Origin of the sequence: Salinisphaera hydrothermalis C41B8, from assembly GCF_000732535.1 — a bacterium.
GTDB classification, from domain to species: domain Bacteria; phylum Pseudomonadota; class Gammaproteobacteria; order Nevskiales; family Salinisphaeraceae; genus Salinisphaera; species Salinisphaera hydrothermalis.
The window spans coordinates 19696-33506 of the sequence record NZ_APNK01000039.1; the positions used below are offsets into that span (position 1 = coordinate 19696).

The window sequence follows — 13811 nt, forward strand, 5'->3', positions numbered from 1 at the left end:
GCGCTGTTTGCTGAATCGATTCATTATCGCGTTCACTGCGTGATACAGCACTACATCTTTGGGATGAGACGCACGACTTTTAGGTGGCGGTAATCGCACTCAGATCGGCCACGAACCGGCGATACTCCGCATCGCGCCGCTCGCGCGATCGGAGGATGAACGACGGATGCACGGTGGGAATCAGGCATCGTTCGTGCCAAGCGATGCGCTGGCCGCGTTGCCGCGTCACCGAGATACGGCGGTCGAGCAGTGCCATGGCCGCGCTCGCGCCCAGGGCAACCACGACGTCGGGCGCCACGCGCTCGATCTCGGCCTCGAGCCAGGGGCGGCAGGCGTGGATCTCATGGTAGTCGGGCTTGGCGTGCAGCCGGGTCTTGCCTTTGGGCGTGAACTTGAAATGCTTGACGGCATTGGTGACATACAACGATCGACGATCCAGCCCCGCCTCGCTCAGCGCTGCATCGAGCAGTTGCCCCGCCGGGCCGACGAACGGCCGCCCGGCGAGGTCCTCGGCATCGCCGGGCTGTTCGCCCACCAGCATGATGCGCGCGTCGGCCGGTCCCTCGCCGAACACGGTCTGGGTCGCCGGCCCGCACAAAGCACAGCGCTGGCAACCGGCCGCGCGCAGCGCCAGCTGTTGCAGCGAGCCGCTTTCGGCATCGTCGGCGCGACGCGCCAGCATGGCCGCGGGCGCCTCCGGCGTGGCGCCGCAACGCAGCGTGTCCTGTTCGCGCCGGTCGGCCTCCATGGCCGCCACGCGACGATCGGCCCCGGCGATCAAGCCCGGGATGAGCGCGGCTTCCGGCAGGTTCTTCCAGTACTTTGCCGGCATTTCCGACATCATCGCGCGCGTCTTGATCCGGGCCGGATTGAAGATGCTGCGGTAATAGACTCGCCACGCGTCTTCCGTGACGTCGCCGTCCGGCGCCGCGCTCTTGTCGGTGCCGGGCGAGAACCAGACATCCCCGCTGCCCTCCCAGTGCGCACAGCGATCGGGCGTCAGGATCGACCAACGCATATTGGCGAAGCGACGCTGAAAGAAGCCGGCCGCATAGGCCACGATCTCGTGTTCCGGCTCGAACCAGGCCACGTAACGCGGCTCGTCGAAACCAGGTTCGAACACCGTGCGAAAACGCACGAACGCCTTCATTTTGTGCACGTCGCGCCGCACCGCCTTGGCGTAGCGGTTCACCCGGGCGACGTCCGGATCGCCCACCAGCGTCAGTAGATGCCGTTCGCCGTGAGACAACCGCCACAACAGCCGATACAACAACGCCCAGCGATCCGCGCTGCGATAACAGGCCGCGGCACGCGCCAGCGTCACGAACGACCGCGGCACCCGCGGCCCCGGTGCATCGTCGGCAGCGGGCGGGGCCTTGGCTTTCGGGTCGGCTTGCCACCAGAGCGACGCCGGCGGCAGGCCGGCCTGCCACTGAGCACGGGCGGCGGCCTGCCAGCCGACGAAATCCGGCACGAAACGCACGGCGACATGACCCGCGGACGTGGCACTGCCGCCGAACAACGAGACTTGTTCCATCCTCAGCGTCCCGTGGTCTGCAGGCCGATGAATGCGGCGTGCGTCAGCAGCGCGACGATGATCGCCCAGCCGAAACTCGCCAGCGTACCGATAATTACGATCTCGCTGATTCGCGGCTCGCGCGCGTATTGGAACCGCAGGATGGATTTCGCGGCGATGACAAAGCCGATGGCATTGAACTGACCGAGCAACACGAAAAGAAATACCAACGTGCGTTCCAGCCAGCCGATCCAGGCGCCCGCGCCGGGCATCTGAGGGCTATCGTCATCGCCGTCCGAGGCGCGGTACGCGCGATGAAACCCGGCCATCAATAGAGCCAGCATCAGATCACCGACACGCGTGGCCAGCCAGAAGCCGCCCCCAAAGACGAACCCGATCAGCAGGCCCCGGACATGCTCCGGCGTCAGCAGCGCCGGCCAGAAGCCGTGGGCGAAGGCGCCTGGCCAGAGCAGCGCGGCCAAGCCGATGAACACCAGATGGGCGATTTGATCGAGGGCGAACAACTGCAACGCCCCGAACGGCATCGCGGCCGCGCGCGCGTCGACACGCGGATGGATCTTGAGCGCATCGCACACGGCATGGGAAACCACCACGAGGACGATGGCCGCCGCGGCATCGAGTGAGCGGGCGCCCAGCGCGAGCCCGGAGAATATCGCGACGCAGGCGATATGCAGCGCGAACACCGGCGGCTGGCGCTTGGCGGCGATCATGGCACGTGTCTGTGCCATGAAATCCGCGAGGACATGCGCGAAGACCAGCGCGATCACTGTTTCCAGCATCATGCGCGGCCGCCCTCGGACGACGCCCCGATACCACGCACCACAGCCTTTTCAGGCTGTTTATTAAAAAACAGTCGAAATCGACTGTTATTGATGGTGCCTACGGTCATGACGACAACGCCGCCTCGAAGGCATGCACGGCTTCAAGCAACGCATGCCCACCCGCGCGTGAAAAATGGGTCTGTACGGTCTGGGGCTGTACCGACATCGCTTCCGCGACTTCGGCCATCAACGGTGCGTCCGGCTGGGCCAGCCACATGAAAATTTCGGCCTGGCGGCTCGTCCAGTGACGCGAGCGCTCGTCGCAGACGGCGAACAGCCCCTGCGTGAGCGCTCGCACCGCCAATGCCTCTGGCTCGCCTTCGATACGCCAGAGCTGGTGGACGCCGAGCGACTCGAGCCCGCGGCCGGATAACTCGAACGCGGGCCCGGCGGATTCGGCGAGCGTGGCCCCCGCTTGCACATGGCCCAGACCGATACCGATACGGGTTTCGGCGTCGTCGCAGGCCCAGCGCACCGCCGCGCGGGCAAACAGGCAAGCGCGCAGCGCATGAGCCGGCCGCTCGATGAGCATTTGCCAGCCGTCGCCGCGAAATCGTTCGTAGCGCACCCCATCCTCGTCGGGCCATTCGCCGATCGCAGACGCGGCTTCGCCGAGCGCGGTCATCACCGCATCGAGCGCGCCGGTCGACAGCGCTGAAGATTTGACGATGTCGCCGGTCAGAACACAAACGGTCGATGGGTTCATGGACGATCTCTCTTCGAATCGGCGGCGGCCGGAGCCTAGAAATCAAAACTCTGCTGCGCCGCCGCGGGCGGTGCAAACCGCGAACGCAGCCGCGCGCTGCTGACATCGCCGAGCCCCGGGTGGTGATTGGCACAGATCACGAACGGCATGGCTTTCTTCACGCTCGCCTTGAGCGCCACCAGATCCTCCAGCCGTACTTTCTGCCAGCGTCGCATGGCCAGAATACGATTGACCGATTTCACCCCAAGACCCGGCACGCGCAGCAAGCGCTCGCGGTCATCCCGATTCAGATTGACCGGGAAATACGCTCGGTTGCGCAACGCCCAGGCAAGCTTGGGATCGACCTCCAGATCCAGCATGCCGGCAGCCGACGCATCGTCGGCGCCGGCCGTGATTTCATCGTGGCGATACCCATAAAAACGAATCAGCCAATCCGATTGATACAAGCGATGCTCGCGAATCAGCGATGTGCGCCGGGCCGGCAGCTTCGCCGACGCATCCGGGATCGGCGAAAACGCCGAAAAATAAACACGCTTGAGCCGATAGGACGAATACAGATCCGCCGTAGTCGAGAGGATGTCGGCATCGGTGGACGGCTCGGCACCAATGATCATCTGGGTAGACTGCCCCGCCGGCGCGAACCGCTCGACCGGTGCGGCCTTGGGGCGCGCATTGGTAATGCGCCGGGCGGCCCGGCGCGCCTCGGCCTGTTCCTCCTGTCGCGACCGAATGCGCGCCATCGATAGCTTGATGGTGCGATGATCTTTTTCCGGGGCCAAATCGTGCAGCGCGGTCTGCGTCGGCAGTTCGACGTTGATCGACAGACGGTCGGCGTACTTGCCGGCATCGGCCAGCAGTTCGCCGTCGGCGTCCGGAATCGTCTTGAGATGGATATAGCCGCGAAAATCGTGATCGACGCGCAGACTGCGCGCGACTTCCACGAGCTGCGCCATGGTGTAGTCGGCCGACTGGATCACGCCCGAGGACAGAAACAGCCCTTCGATGTAGTTGCGCTTGTAGAAATCCAGCGTGAGATCCACCACTTCCTTCGTCGTGAACCGTGCGCGCCGCACGTTCGACGAGTTGCGGTTGATGCAGTAGCTGCACTCGTAGATACAGAAGTTCGTGAGCAGGATCTTGAGCAGCGAGATACAACGCCCGTCCGGCGCATAGGCATGGCAGATGCCCGAGCCCTCGGCCGAGCCGACCCCGCGCCCGCCCAACGACGAACGCGACGTCGTGCCGCTGGACGCACAAGACGCATCGTATTTGGCGGCGTCCGCGAGGATGGCCAGCTTGTCGATCGTTTCCATACTGTCTATTTATACAGGAGCGAGCGATTCGGATGCAGCCGATCGTCGGCTCCGGCTTGCGGCGATGCCGTCGCCCTGCGAACAATGGTTTAAAGCCACCGAGACCGCCGTGACCCAGGCCACACCCGACACCGCGCTACCGGCCGCCAAGGCGGCCTTCTCGCTCGACCACGTCGTGGCGGTCGCGCTGAATACGCTGATGCAGGCCTGGACGGGCTTTGTCGCGCGCCTGCCGATGCTTGGCATCGCGCTGGTGATCCTCCTGATCACGTGGCTGCTGGCCTGGGCGAGTCTCAAGCTCGCCCACCGCATTGCCGGGAAGCGCGCCCGGCCGTCACTGCTGCGGCTGATCGAACGCCTGATCAAGATCGCGATCTGGGCGGCGGGCCTGTTGCTGGCCGCGATCGTGGTCTTTCCCGACTTGTCGCCCGCCAAGGCGTTGGGCGGGCTCGGTCTGCTGTCGGTGGCCGTGGGCTTCGCCTTCCGCGACACCTTCGAGAATTTCTTCGCCGGCATGCTGATGCTCTGGAAATACCCGTTCGAATCGGGCGACTTCATCGAATGCGGCGACCTGCTCGGCCGGGTGGAGCGGGTGCATATCCGCATGACCACGCTACGCCAGACCACCGGCGAACTGCTGCTGGTGCCCAACAGCCGGCTGTTCAAGAACCCGGTGCTGGTGCTCACCGATCAGCCGGAACGCCGGATATCGATCATCACCGGCGTGGCCTATTCGGTGGATCTAGCCGCTGCCCTCGAGGTGATCGAGAAGGCCATGGACGGCTGCGAGGACGTGATGCGCGAACGCCCGGTTCAGGTGTTCGCCCACGGCTTCGGCGACAGCGGGATGGAAATCGAAGTCGCCTGGTGGTGCGGCTCGACCCCGCTCGAGGTCCGCCGTTCGCGCAGCGAGGTAGTGGTGGCGATCAAGGCCGCGCTGGATGCCGCGGGCATGGAAATTCCCTTCCCCTACCGTACCCTGACCTTCGCCGAACCGCTGACCATCGCCCGCGACGCCGATTCCTGACCGCCATGCTCGCAATCTCCAACACCGTGACCCTCCCCGAGGCCGAGATCGAATGGCAGGCCGTGCGCGCCCAGGGCGCCGGCGGGCAGAAGGTCAACAAAACCAACTCGGCCGTACACCTGCGCTTCTCGATTCCGGATTCGAGCCTGCCCGAGATCTACAAGAGCCGCCTGATGGCACGCGCGGGCACCGATCAACGCATCACCCGCGACGGCACGATCGTGATCAAGGCTCAGCAGTATCGAAGCCAGGACGCCAATCTCGAGGATGCTCGCCAGCGTCTGGCCACGATCTTGGCCGCAGCCGGACAGGCCCCGAAGAAGCGTCGCCCGACCCGGCCCTCCAAAACAGCGAAACGCAAACGCACGGACGACAAGAAACGCCGCGGCCGGCTGAAGGCGCTGCGTGGCCGCGGCCGACCAAGCGACTGAGCGCGCCGAGCGGCGGCCGGCGGCCGCGGCAAGCAACCCAGGCAGCGCCAAAGCCGGCGACCGCCCCCCCCTATCCGATTCCCGTATCCGGCGCCTTCTTTTCGATACGCTCAGGACGCGATCGGCGTATCTTCGTCGTCGGGCGCGGAACCGCGATCGTAGGCCGGCGCCACGCCGAAATAGCGCTTGTATTCGCGCGAGAATTGCGACGCGCTCTGGTAGCCGACCGCGCTCGCGGCACCGCTGACGTTCGAGGTATTCTGGACCAGCAGATCCCGTGCTTTCAGCAGACGGATACGCTTCTGATACTGCAGCGGCGAAATCCGCGTCAGCTGTTTGAAATGGGCATGAAAGCTCGACACGCTCATGTGGGCGCGGGCCGCCAGCGACGATACCGACAACGGCGAAGCATATTCCGTTCGCAGCATCTCGATCGCGCCGCCGATGCGAGCATAAGCGCCCTGGGATTGCAGCAACTGCCGCAAGAGATGCCCCTGGGGTCCACGCAGGGACTCGAAAATCACTTCGCGGATTCGGGCCTGCCCGAGTGCTTTCGCAGCTTCCGGGTCGTCGAGGCAATCGAGCAGACGTTCCAGGGCATCGCCAATGGCGCCGTCCAACGTCACCGCCGCCATGGGCAGGGCGTCATCGTCGTGAATGAGGCGGTTATCCGGTGTTTCCCGGCTGACCGCGCCCGCCAGTTCGGCCAGCAGCTCCGGAGCGATACGCAGGGCCGCCCCCAGCAGTGGTTGATCGGGCGAGCCGGACGTCTCGCACTCGAACGGCAACGGCATGGCCTGAACCAGATAATGCCCGGCGCCGTAGCGAATGACACGATCGTCGACAAAACCGATTTTCCCGCCTTGCACGATGAAAACAAGCCCGGGCTCGTAGACGATCGGCTCGCGTTCGCGCCGACAATGCGAGGCCACGAGGGACAGCGAATCGAGCGCCGTCTCGTTGAATCCGTCATGCCGCACATGGCGCTCGATCATCCGCGCCATGCGATGAAGCCGACTCGGCTCCGGCGTTGTCATCTGCTCAACCATCACAATGCCGCCTCCAGCACAGACATAAGATTGTGCACAAAACCAGGCGAATTCTATCGTCCCGCCCGCACCACTCATAGTTTCAGGCATAAACGGACCATGATTATCTATGGTGTCGGCATCTACGCGACTCAATGCTTAATGGCGACAGCAGGCCGCTGCCTGCACTCATCGTCATTCAAAGGAGGCTTCATGCCTACGGAGACCCAAGCTTACGCGGCTCACGCGGCCGACAAACCGCTCGAACACTGGCATTTCGAGCGCCGCGACCCGCGCCCGGACGACGTTTCGATCGAGATTCTCTACTGTGGCGTCTGTCATTCGGATCTGCACTTCGCCAAGAACGACTGGGGTTTCACCGAGTTTCCGGTTGTGCCGGGGCACGAGATCGTAGGCCGGGTCACCCATGTCGGCCCCGAGGTCACGCAGTACAAGGAAGGCGATCTGGTCGGCGTCGGCTGCATGGTCGATTCCTGCCGCGAGTGCCAGGCCTGCGATGACGGTCTGGAACAGTACTGCCTCAACGGCTTCACCATGACCTACGGCAGTGAAGACCGTCACGACGGCACCATGACCCAGGGCGGCTACTCCACCTTCGTGGTGGTCTCGGAGCGCTTCGTGGTGCGCATGCCCGATGGCATCGATCTGAAGTCGGCCGCACCGCTGCTGTGTGCCGGCATCACCACCTATTCGCCGCTCAAGCACTACGGCGTGAAGGCCGGGCACAAGGTCGGCGTAATCGGCATGGGCGGTCTCGGCCACATGGGCGTGAAGCTCGCCAAGGCCCTGGGCGCCGAAGTAACGGTGTTCACCCGCTCGGAATCCAAGGTCGAAGAGGCCAAGTCCAACGGCGCCGATCACGTCGTGGTTTCGACCGACGACGAGCAGATGGCGGCCGTGGCCGAAACCTACGACTTCATGCTCGACACGGTGCCGGTGCAGCACCCGATCGATCCCTACCTGGCGACCCTGAAATATGACGGCACGCATATTCTGGTCGGCCTGATGGACCCGATCGAACCGGCCATCACCGGCATGAACCTGATCTTCAAGCGCCGCGTCGTGGGCGGTTCGTTGATCGGCGGCATGCCGGAGACGCAGGAAGTGCTCGACTTCTGTGCCGAGCGCGGCATCACCTGCGACGTCGAGGTGATCAACATGGACTACATCAACGAAGCCTTCGATCGGATGAAGGATGGCGACGTGCGCTATCGCTTCGTCATCGATATGGCATCGATGAAGGACAAGGCCGCCTAAGCGACCGCCTCCAATGGGCCACGTCCTGCGTGGCCTCGAAAAGCCGGCGTCTTCGGACGCCGGCTTTTTTATGGCCGCAGCACCGCCGTCAGGACGAAGAGCCGTTATCCGCGGCAGGCGCGCCCAGCTTCCCGGCCGAACGGATCGGCTTGTAGATACAGGTCGCCCCGACCGGCGTCACCGCCACCGCGTAACGCATGTCGCAATTGGCCGCCGCGAACAGCACCGGCGCATCGTCGGCCGCCGACTTGCTCGGCCGGAACACGACCTTCTGGCCGGGCTCGCAGCTGTTGGCCACCGTGACCGGCTTCCAGGTATCCACCTGACACAGCTTGGCCTGATCGAGACTCGCATCACTGCGGCTTGCGTTCTGCTGACAACCGCTCAAGCCGGCAATCACCAGCCCCAGCCCCGCCGCACTCAACACCAGACTTTTCATGCGTTAACTCCGCTTCGATGCTCACGCCGGCCGAATACAGCGCACGGCCGGCGCGGCTCGGGCATTAATCGAGAAACTCGATCAACGCCTGGTTGAACTCCTCGGCATGCGTGGCATTAATGCCATGCGGGCCGCCCTGGATGACCACCAGCGAAGCGTCAGGAATGCTTTCAGCCGTGCGCTTGCCCGAGACTTCCAGCGGCACGATGGCATCGGCATCGCCGTGGATCACCAGCGTGGGCACATCGATACGTTGGAGATCGGCCCGGAAGTCGGTCCGCCCGAACGCCGCGATACAGTCCAGCGTGCCCTTGGCCGAAGCGCCCCAGGCCAAATTACGGTGATAGATCCGCGCCGCTTCGCTGACCAGCAGGCCGCCCGCCTCGGTGGAAAAGAAGTTCGACGAAAAATCCTCCATAAAGGCCAAGCGATCACCGGTCACGCCGGCTTCGAACTGTTCGATCGTGGCATCGTCCAGCCCGCCTTCCGGATTGTCGTCCGTCTTGTACAGATAAGGCGGCACGGCCGCAGCAAACACCGCCCCGGCAATCCGCGACGTGCCATAGGTACCCAGATAACGCGCGACCTCGCCGCCGCCCATGGAAAAACCGACCAGCGTGGCGTCGTGCAGGTCGAGTTTCTCCATCAGCGTGTTCAGATCGGCCGCGAAAGTATCGTAATCGTAGCCGCTCCACGGCTGCGACGACTTGCCAAACCCGCGCCGGTCATAGGTGATCACGCGGTAACCGGCTTCGACCAGCGGCCGGACCTGGTTTTCCCAGGAACGCCCGGACAGCGGCCAGCCATGGATGAGGACCACCGGGCGGCCCGCGCCGACGTCTTCGTAATAAAGCTCGATGGGGGCCGTGTTCTCGGTTCCGACCTGTATATATCCCATGACGTTCTCCAGTAAGTCGAATGAGCAACGCGCCCAATATGCGCCAGCTCGACGACACACGAAAGAGATCGGGCCCGACGGGGCCGGACGCGCGACGCCTCTTGCCAATAGTTCGGAGGAAAGGGCGCCGAAAGAATCGACCGATAGCCTTTCGCCCTGTGAGCACTTCAAGACCGGAGTCTTTCTTGCGCGACTGGATGATCCTGTGTGACTTCGACGGCACGATTGCCTTGGACGATGTCACCGATGAATTACTCGCGAGCTTCGCAGCGCCCGAGTGGACTCGTATCGAGGCGGACTGGCGTGCCGGCCGTATCGGGTCACGCGAATGCATGACGGCCCAGGTGGCCTTGATCGATGCGTCGCAGCAGGCGGTGGACACGCTGCTCGATACCATGGTCATCGACCCGGCGTTCCCGGCCTTCGTCGCCGACGCCACGCGGATGGGCATGTCGGTCATGGTGGTCAGCGACGGGCTCGACTACGCCATACAACGCATCCTGGCCGGCTACGGCCTCGGCCATCTTCCGATTCGCGCCAACCAACTGGTGCACGACGGCCACCGGGGCTGGTCGCTGCGTTCACCGTACGCAAGCACCGCCTGTGCCGCCGGTAGCGGCACCTGCAAATGCCGCATCGCCAGCGACCGGGCAACGACGCTGCTCGTCGGCGACGGTCAGTCGGACTTTTGTCTGGCCGGCACGGCCGACTATGTATTCGCCAAGGATCGCCTGATCGAGCACTGCCGAATCCATGGCATTCCCCATGCCGCAATCTCGGATCTGCGGGGCGCGCGCGCCCTGCTGCCGCATCTGGCCGAGCTTACCGGCATGCCGACCGTTTTTTCCGAAACCCTCCCCCTGCGCAGGCAAATGGTATGAGTAGCGTTTTGAATAGCGAGGCGATCGTCCTCGACGACTCGAATGACCGCATGCTGGCCGATGAGGCCCGCTACTGCTCCTTCGGCGACACGGTCCATTACACCGACCCGCCCAAGCTGTTCGACGGCTGCGAAGGCAGCTATATGTACGACGCCTCCGGCACGCCGTATCTCGATTTGCAGATGTGGTACTCGGCGGTCAACTTCGGCTATGCCAACCAGCGTCTGAACAACGCACTCAAGCGCCAGATCGACCAACTGCCGCAGGTGGCCAGCCAGTATCTGCATCGCGAGAAGATCGAGCTGGCCAAGACCATCGCGGTCGACGCCGAGCGCAAGTTCGGCCTGCCCGGGCGTGTGCATTTCAACGTGGGCGGTGCGCAGGCGATCGAGGATTCGCTCAAGATCATCCGCAATTACACCGGCGGCAAGAGCCTGATGTTCGCCTTCGAGGGTGGCTATCATGGCCGCACCCTGGGCGCCTCATCGATCACCTCCAGCTATCGCTATCGCCGCCGCTACGGCCACTTCGGCGAGCGCGCGATGTTCCTGCCGTATCCGTACCCGTTCCGTCGCCCCAAGGGCATGGATAAGGAAGAGTACGGCGAGCATCTGGTAGCCGAGTTCGCACGCCTGTTCGAAACCGAATACCACGGCGTGTGGGACCCGAAGGTTCGCGAGTGCGAGTACGCAGCGTTCTACGTCGAGCCGCTGCAGGGCACGGGCGGCTACATCGTGCCGCCGATGAACTACTTCAAGGGCTTGAAGAAGGTACTGGACCAGTACGGCATCCTGATGGTCACCGACGAAATCCAGATGGGTTTCTATCGCACCGGCAAGTTGTGGTCGATCGAGCACTTCGGCGTCACGCCGGACATGATCGTATTCGGCAAGGCGCTGACCAACGGTCTCAACCCGCTGTCCGGCCTGTGGGCCCGGGAAGAGCTGATCAATCCGGAGGTGTTCCCGCCGGGCTCGACGCATTCGACCTTCAACGCCAATCCGCTGGGCACCGCGGTCGGCCTGGAGGCGATGAAGATGATGCACGAGACCGACTACGAAGCCATGGTCATGGCCAAGGGCGCACACCTCCTGGAAGGTTTGAAGGACCTGCAGACGCGCCACAAGGAAATCGGCGACGTCGACGGCCTCGGCCTGGCGCTGCGCGCCGAGATCTGCACCGAAGACGGCTTCACGCCGAACAAGGCGCTGGTCGATCGCATGGTCGATATCGGCCTGGCCGGCGACCTCGAATACAACGGCAAGAAGCTGGGCCTGGTGCTGGATATCGGCGGCTACTACAAGAACGTCATCACGCTGGCGCCGTCGCTGCATATCAGCACCGAGGAAATCGACCTGGGCATCGCCCTGCTGGACCAGCTGCTGACCAAGGCCAAGCGCCTCGCCTGAGCCACGTGACCGTCGTCTTGCGGCAACCATCGCCTCCACCGCCCCGGCGTTTTCGCCGGGGCGGTTGCGTTAGGACGCCTATATCGTCAGGGCTCGATGCGACGCAGTGCCAATACGGCGTTCAGGCCACCGAAGGCGAACGAATTCGACAGCACGGCCTCGACGCGCTGCTCTCGAGCGATGTTGGGCACGTAGTCCAGGTCGCACAGCGGGTCCGGGTCGATAAAATGGGCCGTGGGCGGAATCACGTCTTCGCGCAGGGCGCCGACCGCAGCGATCAGCTCGAGCGCGCCGGCCGCGCCCAGCGCGTGGCCATGGATCGCCTTGGTGGAGGATACGGCCAGACGATCGGCATGCGCGCCGAAGACCTGGCGAATAGCACGCGTCTCGGTGGGATCGTTAACCGCCGTGGCGGTACCGTGGGCATTGATATAGCCGATACGTTCGGGCGCGAGTCCGGCCACGTCGAGCGCCATGCGCATAGCGCGCGCGGCCCCGTCCACCGAGGGCGCGACGATGTCGCCGGCATCGGCGCTCATGCCGCCGCCGACGAGTTCCGCCAGGATGACGGCGCCACGCCGACGCGCGTGTTCCAACGTTTCCAGCACGTATATGCCTGCGCCTTCGCCCAGCACCAGGCCGCGGCGCTGCCGGCTGAACGGGCGGCAGGTGTCGTCGGCCACCACGCGCATGGCTTCCCAGGCGCGGATACCGCACAGACTCAGGCAGGCCTCGGTGCCGCCGGTCAGCGCTACGTCGGCCAGGCCGGAGCGCAGCATGGCCATGGCCTGGATAATGGCGTGGTTGGACGAGGCACAAGCGCTGACCACACCAAACGCCGGCCCGGTCAACCCAAACTCCATGCTGATATGGCTGGCCGGCGCGTTGGGCATCGTGCGCAGGATCGACAAGGGATGCACGCGCGCCGAGTTGTCGCGGTACACGCGTCGGCTCTGGCTATCGCGCGAGATCTCGCCGCCTGTGCCCGTACCGACCACGGTGGCGGTCCGGGCGCCGACACCACCGGCCGCGAAGTCGATGCCGGCCTGGGCCACGGCCTCGCGGGCGGCGACCAAGCCCAGCTGGGATACGCGGTCGAGCAGGCTCAGCTGCGCGTCATCGAAATGCGCCGTGGGATCGAAGTCCGCCAACTGGGCAGCCACTTTCATGCGCAATGCCACGTCGGGCTCGGGCGAACGCAGCGGCCCGATGCCGCTGCGCCCTTCCACCATGGCACGCCAGAGCGGCGCCTGGCCCAGGCCGAGCGCGCTCACCGCACCCATGCCGGTAATCACCACGCGATGCATGCCGGTCTCCGCAGAGTTCGCCAAGGGTTAAGACATTCAGCCGAGGCGCGCGTCGAGACCGCTGCTGGCAGCCTTCTGCTGCAACCCCTGGTCGATGGCGTCGATCAGGCCTTGCGCGGTATCGGTGTCGAAGTTCGGGTCGCGATCGGGCAGATTGATATCGAAGTGCTCCTCGATATCGAACACGATCTCCATTGCTTCCAGCGAGGCAATACCCAAGTCCGCCAACGTGGACTCGGGGGTAATCGTTTTCGCATCGATCTGGCCGTGCTCGGCGATGATCGCGAAAACCTGCTCTTGAACGGTAACGCTCATATCGATTCTCCGGAAGGACGCTGCGACGCTGCCAAGCCTGTTCCATGGCCATGGCCTCGGGGACGCGCGATGCGCCGGAGCGAAGCCACAAGCTCACGGTAGGAATCGAACCTTGCAAACGCCTTTCATCGGCCAACTCGAACCGGCCGCACTACTACAGCATCTACGCACCCATCCGCCGGCGGGCTTCGCGCTCGCCAGCACGGTCGGCGGCACCCCCACGTTCGCGACCCGTTTCGACTTGCTGACCACCGCCGATGCGCCGCTGCGCGAACGCATACGCGGGCTACCGCTCTACCGCGTCTGGGGCCGGCTGTTACGACCACGCACACGCTTCATCGGCGCCACGGCCAGCGAATATGTGTTTGGTCCCGCTGTATGATGGTTCAACGTTAACGCCAGAGTTCAAAGCGATCTTATG

The 13811-nt window shown here is 64.3% G+C and carries 15 protein-coding genes; 6 read left to right on the forward strand and 9 right to left on the reverse strand.

Annotated features, from left to right (window positions below; all coding sequences use genetic code 11):
- Positions 1-79: 79 nt before the first annotated feature.
- From C41B8_RS16650 to C41B8_RS16665, 4 genes are all read right to left on the reverse strand, one after another.
- Entirely contained in the window at positions 80-1537 is a 1458-nt protein-coding gene (locus C41B8_RS16650) for a UdgX family uracil-DNA binding protein (protein WP_084189152.1), read from the reverse strand.
- Positions 1538-1539: 2 nt separating this feature from the next.
- Positions 1540-2319 carry a DUF3307 domain-containing protein gene (locus C41B8_RS16655; RefSeq protein WP_051883695.1) on the reverse strand — a complete coding sequence of 260 codons (780 nt, stop codon included), beginning with the start codon at positions 2317-2319 and terminating at the stop codon, positions 1540-1542.
- A gap of 103 nt (positions 2320-2422) precedes the next feature.
- Positions 2423-3064: a hypothetical protein gene (locus C41B8_RS19820; protein WP_051883696.1), complete on the reverse strand. Its 642-nt coding sequence runs from the start codon at positions 3062-3064 to the stop codon at positions 2423-2425.
- A 35-nt stretch (positions 3065-3099) separates the two neighbouring features.
- Entirely contained in the window at positions 3100-4377 is a 1278-nt protein-coding gene (locus C41B8_RS16665) for a putative DNA modification/repair radical SAM protein (RefSeq protein ID WP_037340770.1), read from the reverse strand.
- Between the two features lie 109 nt (positions 4378-4486).
- On the opposite strand from C41B8_RS16665, the gene C41B8_RS16670 reads away from it, so the two are divergent.
- Positions 4487-5404 carry a mechanosensitive ion channel family protein gene (locus tag C41B8_RS16670; protein WP_037340816.1) on the forward strand — a complete coding sequence of 306 codons (918 nt, stop codon included), beginning with the start codon at positions 4487-4489 and terminating at the stop codon, positions 5402-5404.
- Positions 5405-5409: 5 nt separating this feature from the next.
- Positions 5410-5835, forward strand: coding sequence for an alternative ribosome rescue aminoacyl-tRNA hydrolase ArfB (gene arfB, locus C41B8_RS16675; RefSeq protein ID WP_037340772.1), 426 nt, complete (start codon positions 5410-5412; stop codon positions 5833-5835).
- Between the two features lie 110 nt (positions 5836-5945).
- On the opposite strand, the gene C41B8_RS16680 is transcribed toward arfB, so the two are convergent.
- Complete coding sequence (locus C41B8_RS16680; RefSeq protein ID WP_084189154.1) at positions 5946-6884, reverse strand: AraC family transcriptional regulator; 939 nt, start codon at positions 6882-6884, stop codon at positions 5946-5948.
- 192 nt (positions 6885-7076) lie between these two features.
- Between C41B8_RS16680 and C41B8_RS16685 the strand changes: the two genes are divergently transcribed.
- On the forward strand, positions 7077-8141 hold the full coding sequence (locus C41B8_RS16685; RefSeq protein ID WP_037340774.1) for an NAD(P)-dependent alcohol dehydrogenase: 1065 nt from the start codon (positions 7077-7079) through the stop codon (positions 8139-8141).
- An 88-nt stretch (positions 8142-8229) separates the two neighbouring features.
- Here C41B8_RS16685 and C41B8_RS16690 read toward each other — a convergent pair whose 3' ends face one another.
- Together C41B8_RS16690 and C41B8_RS16695 are read right to left on the reverse strand one after the other, a co-directional pair.
- Positions 8230-8580, reverse strand: coding sequence for a hypothetical protein (locus C41B8_RS16690; RefSeq protein WP_037340776.1), 351 nt, complete (start codon positions 8578-8580; stop codon positions 8230-8232).
- A 64-nt stretch (positions 8581-8644) separates the two neighbouring features.
- Positions 8645-9478 carry an alpha/beta fold hydrolase gene (locus C41B8_RS16695; protein ID WP_037340778.1) on the reverse strand — a complete coding sequence of 278 codons (834 nt, stop codon included), beginning with the start codon at positions 9476-9478 and terminating at the stop codon, positions 8645-8647.
- 185 nt (positions 9479-9663) lie between these two features.
- Between C41B8_RS16695 and C41B8_RS16700 the strand changes: the two genes are divergently transcribed.
- Both C41B8_RS16700 and C41B8_RS16705 read left to right on the forward strand, forming a co-directional pair.
- The gene (locus tag C41B8_RS16700; protein ID WP_051883698.1) at positions 9664-10359 is read left to right on the forward strand and encodes an HAD-IB family phosphatase; all 696 of its coding nucleotides are present in this window, start codon (positions 9664-9666) and stop codon (positions 10357-10359) included.
- Positions 10356-11768, forward strand: a complete 1413-nt coding sequence (locus C41B8_RS16705; protein WP_037340781.1) for an aspartate aminotransferase family protein — start codon at positions 10356-10358, stop codon at positions 11766-11768. The genes C41B8_RS16700 and C41B8_RS16705 overlap by 4 nt, the downstream gene beginning before the upstream one ends.
- An 86-nt stretch (positions 11769-11854) precedes the next feature.
- On the opposite strand, the gene C41B8_RS16710 is transcribed toward C41B8_RS16705, so the two are convergent.
- Both C41B8_RS16710 and C41B8_RS16715 read right to left on the reverse strand, forming a co-directional pair.
- Positions 11855-13075 (reverse strand): beta-ketoacyl-[acyl-carrier-protein] synthase family protein, encoded by a 1221-nt coding sequence (locus tag C41B8_RS16710; protein ID WP_037340783.1) that lies wholly within the window; start codon positions 13073-13075, stop codon positions 11855-11857.
- 36 nt (positions 13076-13111) lie between these two features.
- Complete coding sequence (locus C41B8_RS16715) at positions 13112-13390, reverse strand: acyl carrier protein (RefSeq protein ID WP_037340785.1); 279 nt, start codon at positions 13388-13390, stop codon at positions 13112-13114.
- A 112-nt stretch (positions 13391-13502) separates the two neighbouring features.
- On the opposite strand from C41B8_RS16715, the gene C41B8_RS16720 reads away from it, so the two are divergent.
- The gene (locus C41B8_RS16720) at positions 13503-13772 is read left to right on the forward strand and encodes a hypothetical protein (protein ID WP_037340786.1); all 270 of its coding nucleotides are present in this window, start codon (positions 13503-13505) and stop codon (positions 13770-13772) included.
- The last annotated feature ends 39 nt before the right edge of the window (positions 13773-13811 follow it).

Bases quoted from the DNA above. Each gene is read 5' to 3' on its own strand.
- C41B8_RS19820 (WP_051883696.1), bottom strand. From the start codon at position 3,064: ATGAACCCATCGACCGTTTGTGTTCTGACCGGCGACATCGTCAAATCT.
- C41B8_RS16650 (WP_084189152.1), bottom strand. From the start codon at position 1,537: ATGGAACAAGTCTCGTTGTTCGGCGGCAGTGCCACGTCCGCGGGTCAT.
- C41B8_RS16715 (WP_037340785.1), bottom strand. From the start codon at position 13,390: ATGAGCGTTACCGTTCAAGAGCAGGTTTTCGCGATCATCGCCGAGCAC.
- C41B8_RS16665 (WP_037340770.1), bottom strand. From the start codon at position 4,377: ATGGAAACGATCGACAAGCTGGCCATCCTCGCGGACGCCGCCAAATAC.
- C41B8_RS16685 (WP_037340774.1), top strand. From the start codon at position 7,077: ATGCCTACGGAGACCCAAGCTTACGCGGCTCACGCGGCCGACAAACCG.
- C41B8_RS16680 (WP_084189154.1), bottom strand. From the start codon at position 6,884: ATGGTTGAGCAGATGACAACGCCGGAGCCGAGTCGGCTTCATCGCATG.
- arfB (WP_037340772.1), top strand. From the start codon at position 5,410: ATGCTCGCAATCTCCAACACCGTGACCCTCCCCGAGGCCGAGATCGAA.
- C41B8_RS16695 (WP_037340778.1), bottom strand. From the start codon at position 9,478: ATGGGATATATACAGGTCGGAACCGAGAACACGGCCCCCATCGAGCTT.
- C41B8_RS16690 (WP_037340776.1), bottom strand. From the start codon at position 8,580: ATGAAAAGTCTGGTGTTGAGTGCGGCGGGGCTGGGGCTGGTGATTGCC.
- C41B8_RS16710 (WP_037340783.1), bottom strand. From the start codon at position 13,075: ATGCATCGCGTGGTGATTACCGGCATGGGTGCGGTGAGCGCGCTCGGC.
- C41B8_RS16705 (WP_037340781.1), top strand. From the start codon at position 10,356: ATGAGTAGCGTTTTGAATAGCGAGGCGATCGTCCTCGACGACTCGAAT.
- C41B8_RS16655 (WP_051883695.1), bottom strand. From the start codon at position 2,319: ATGATGCTGGAAACAGTGATCGCGCTGGTCTTCGCGCATGTCCTCGCG.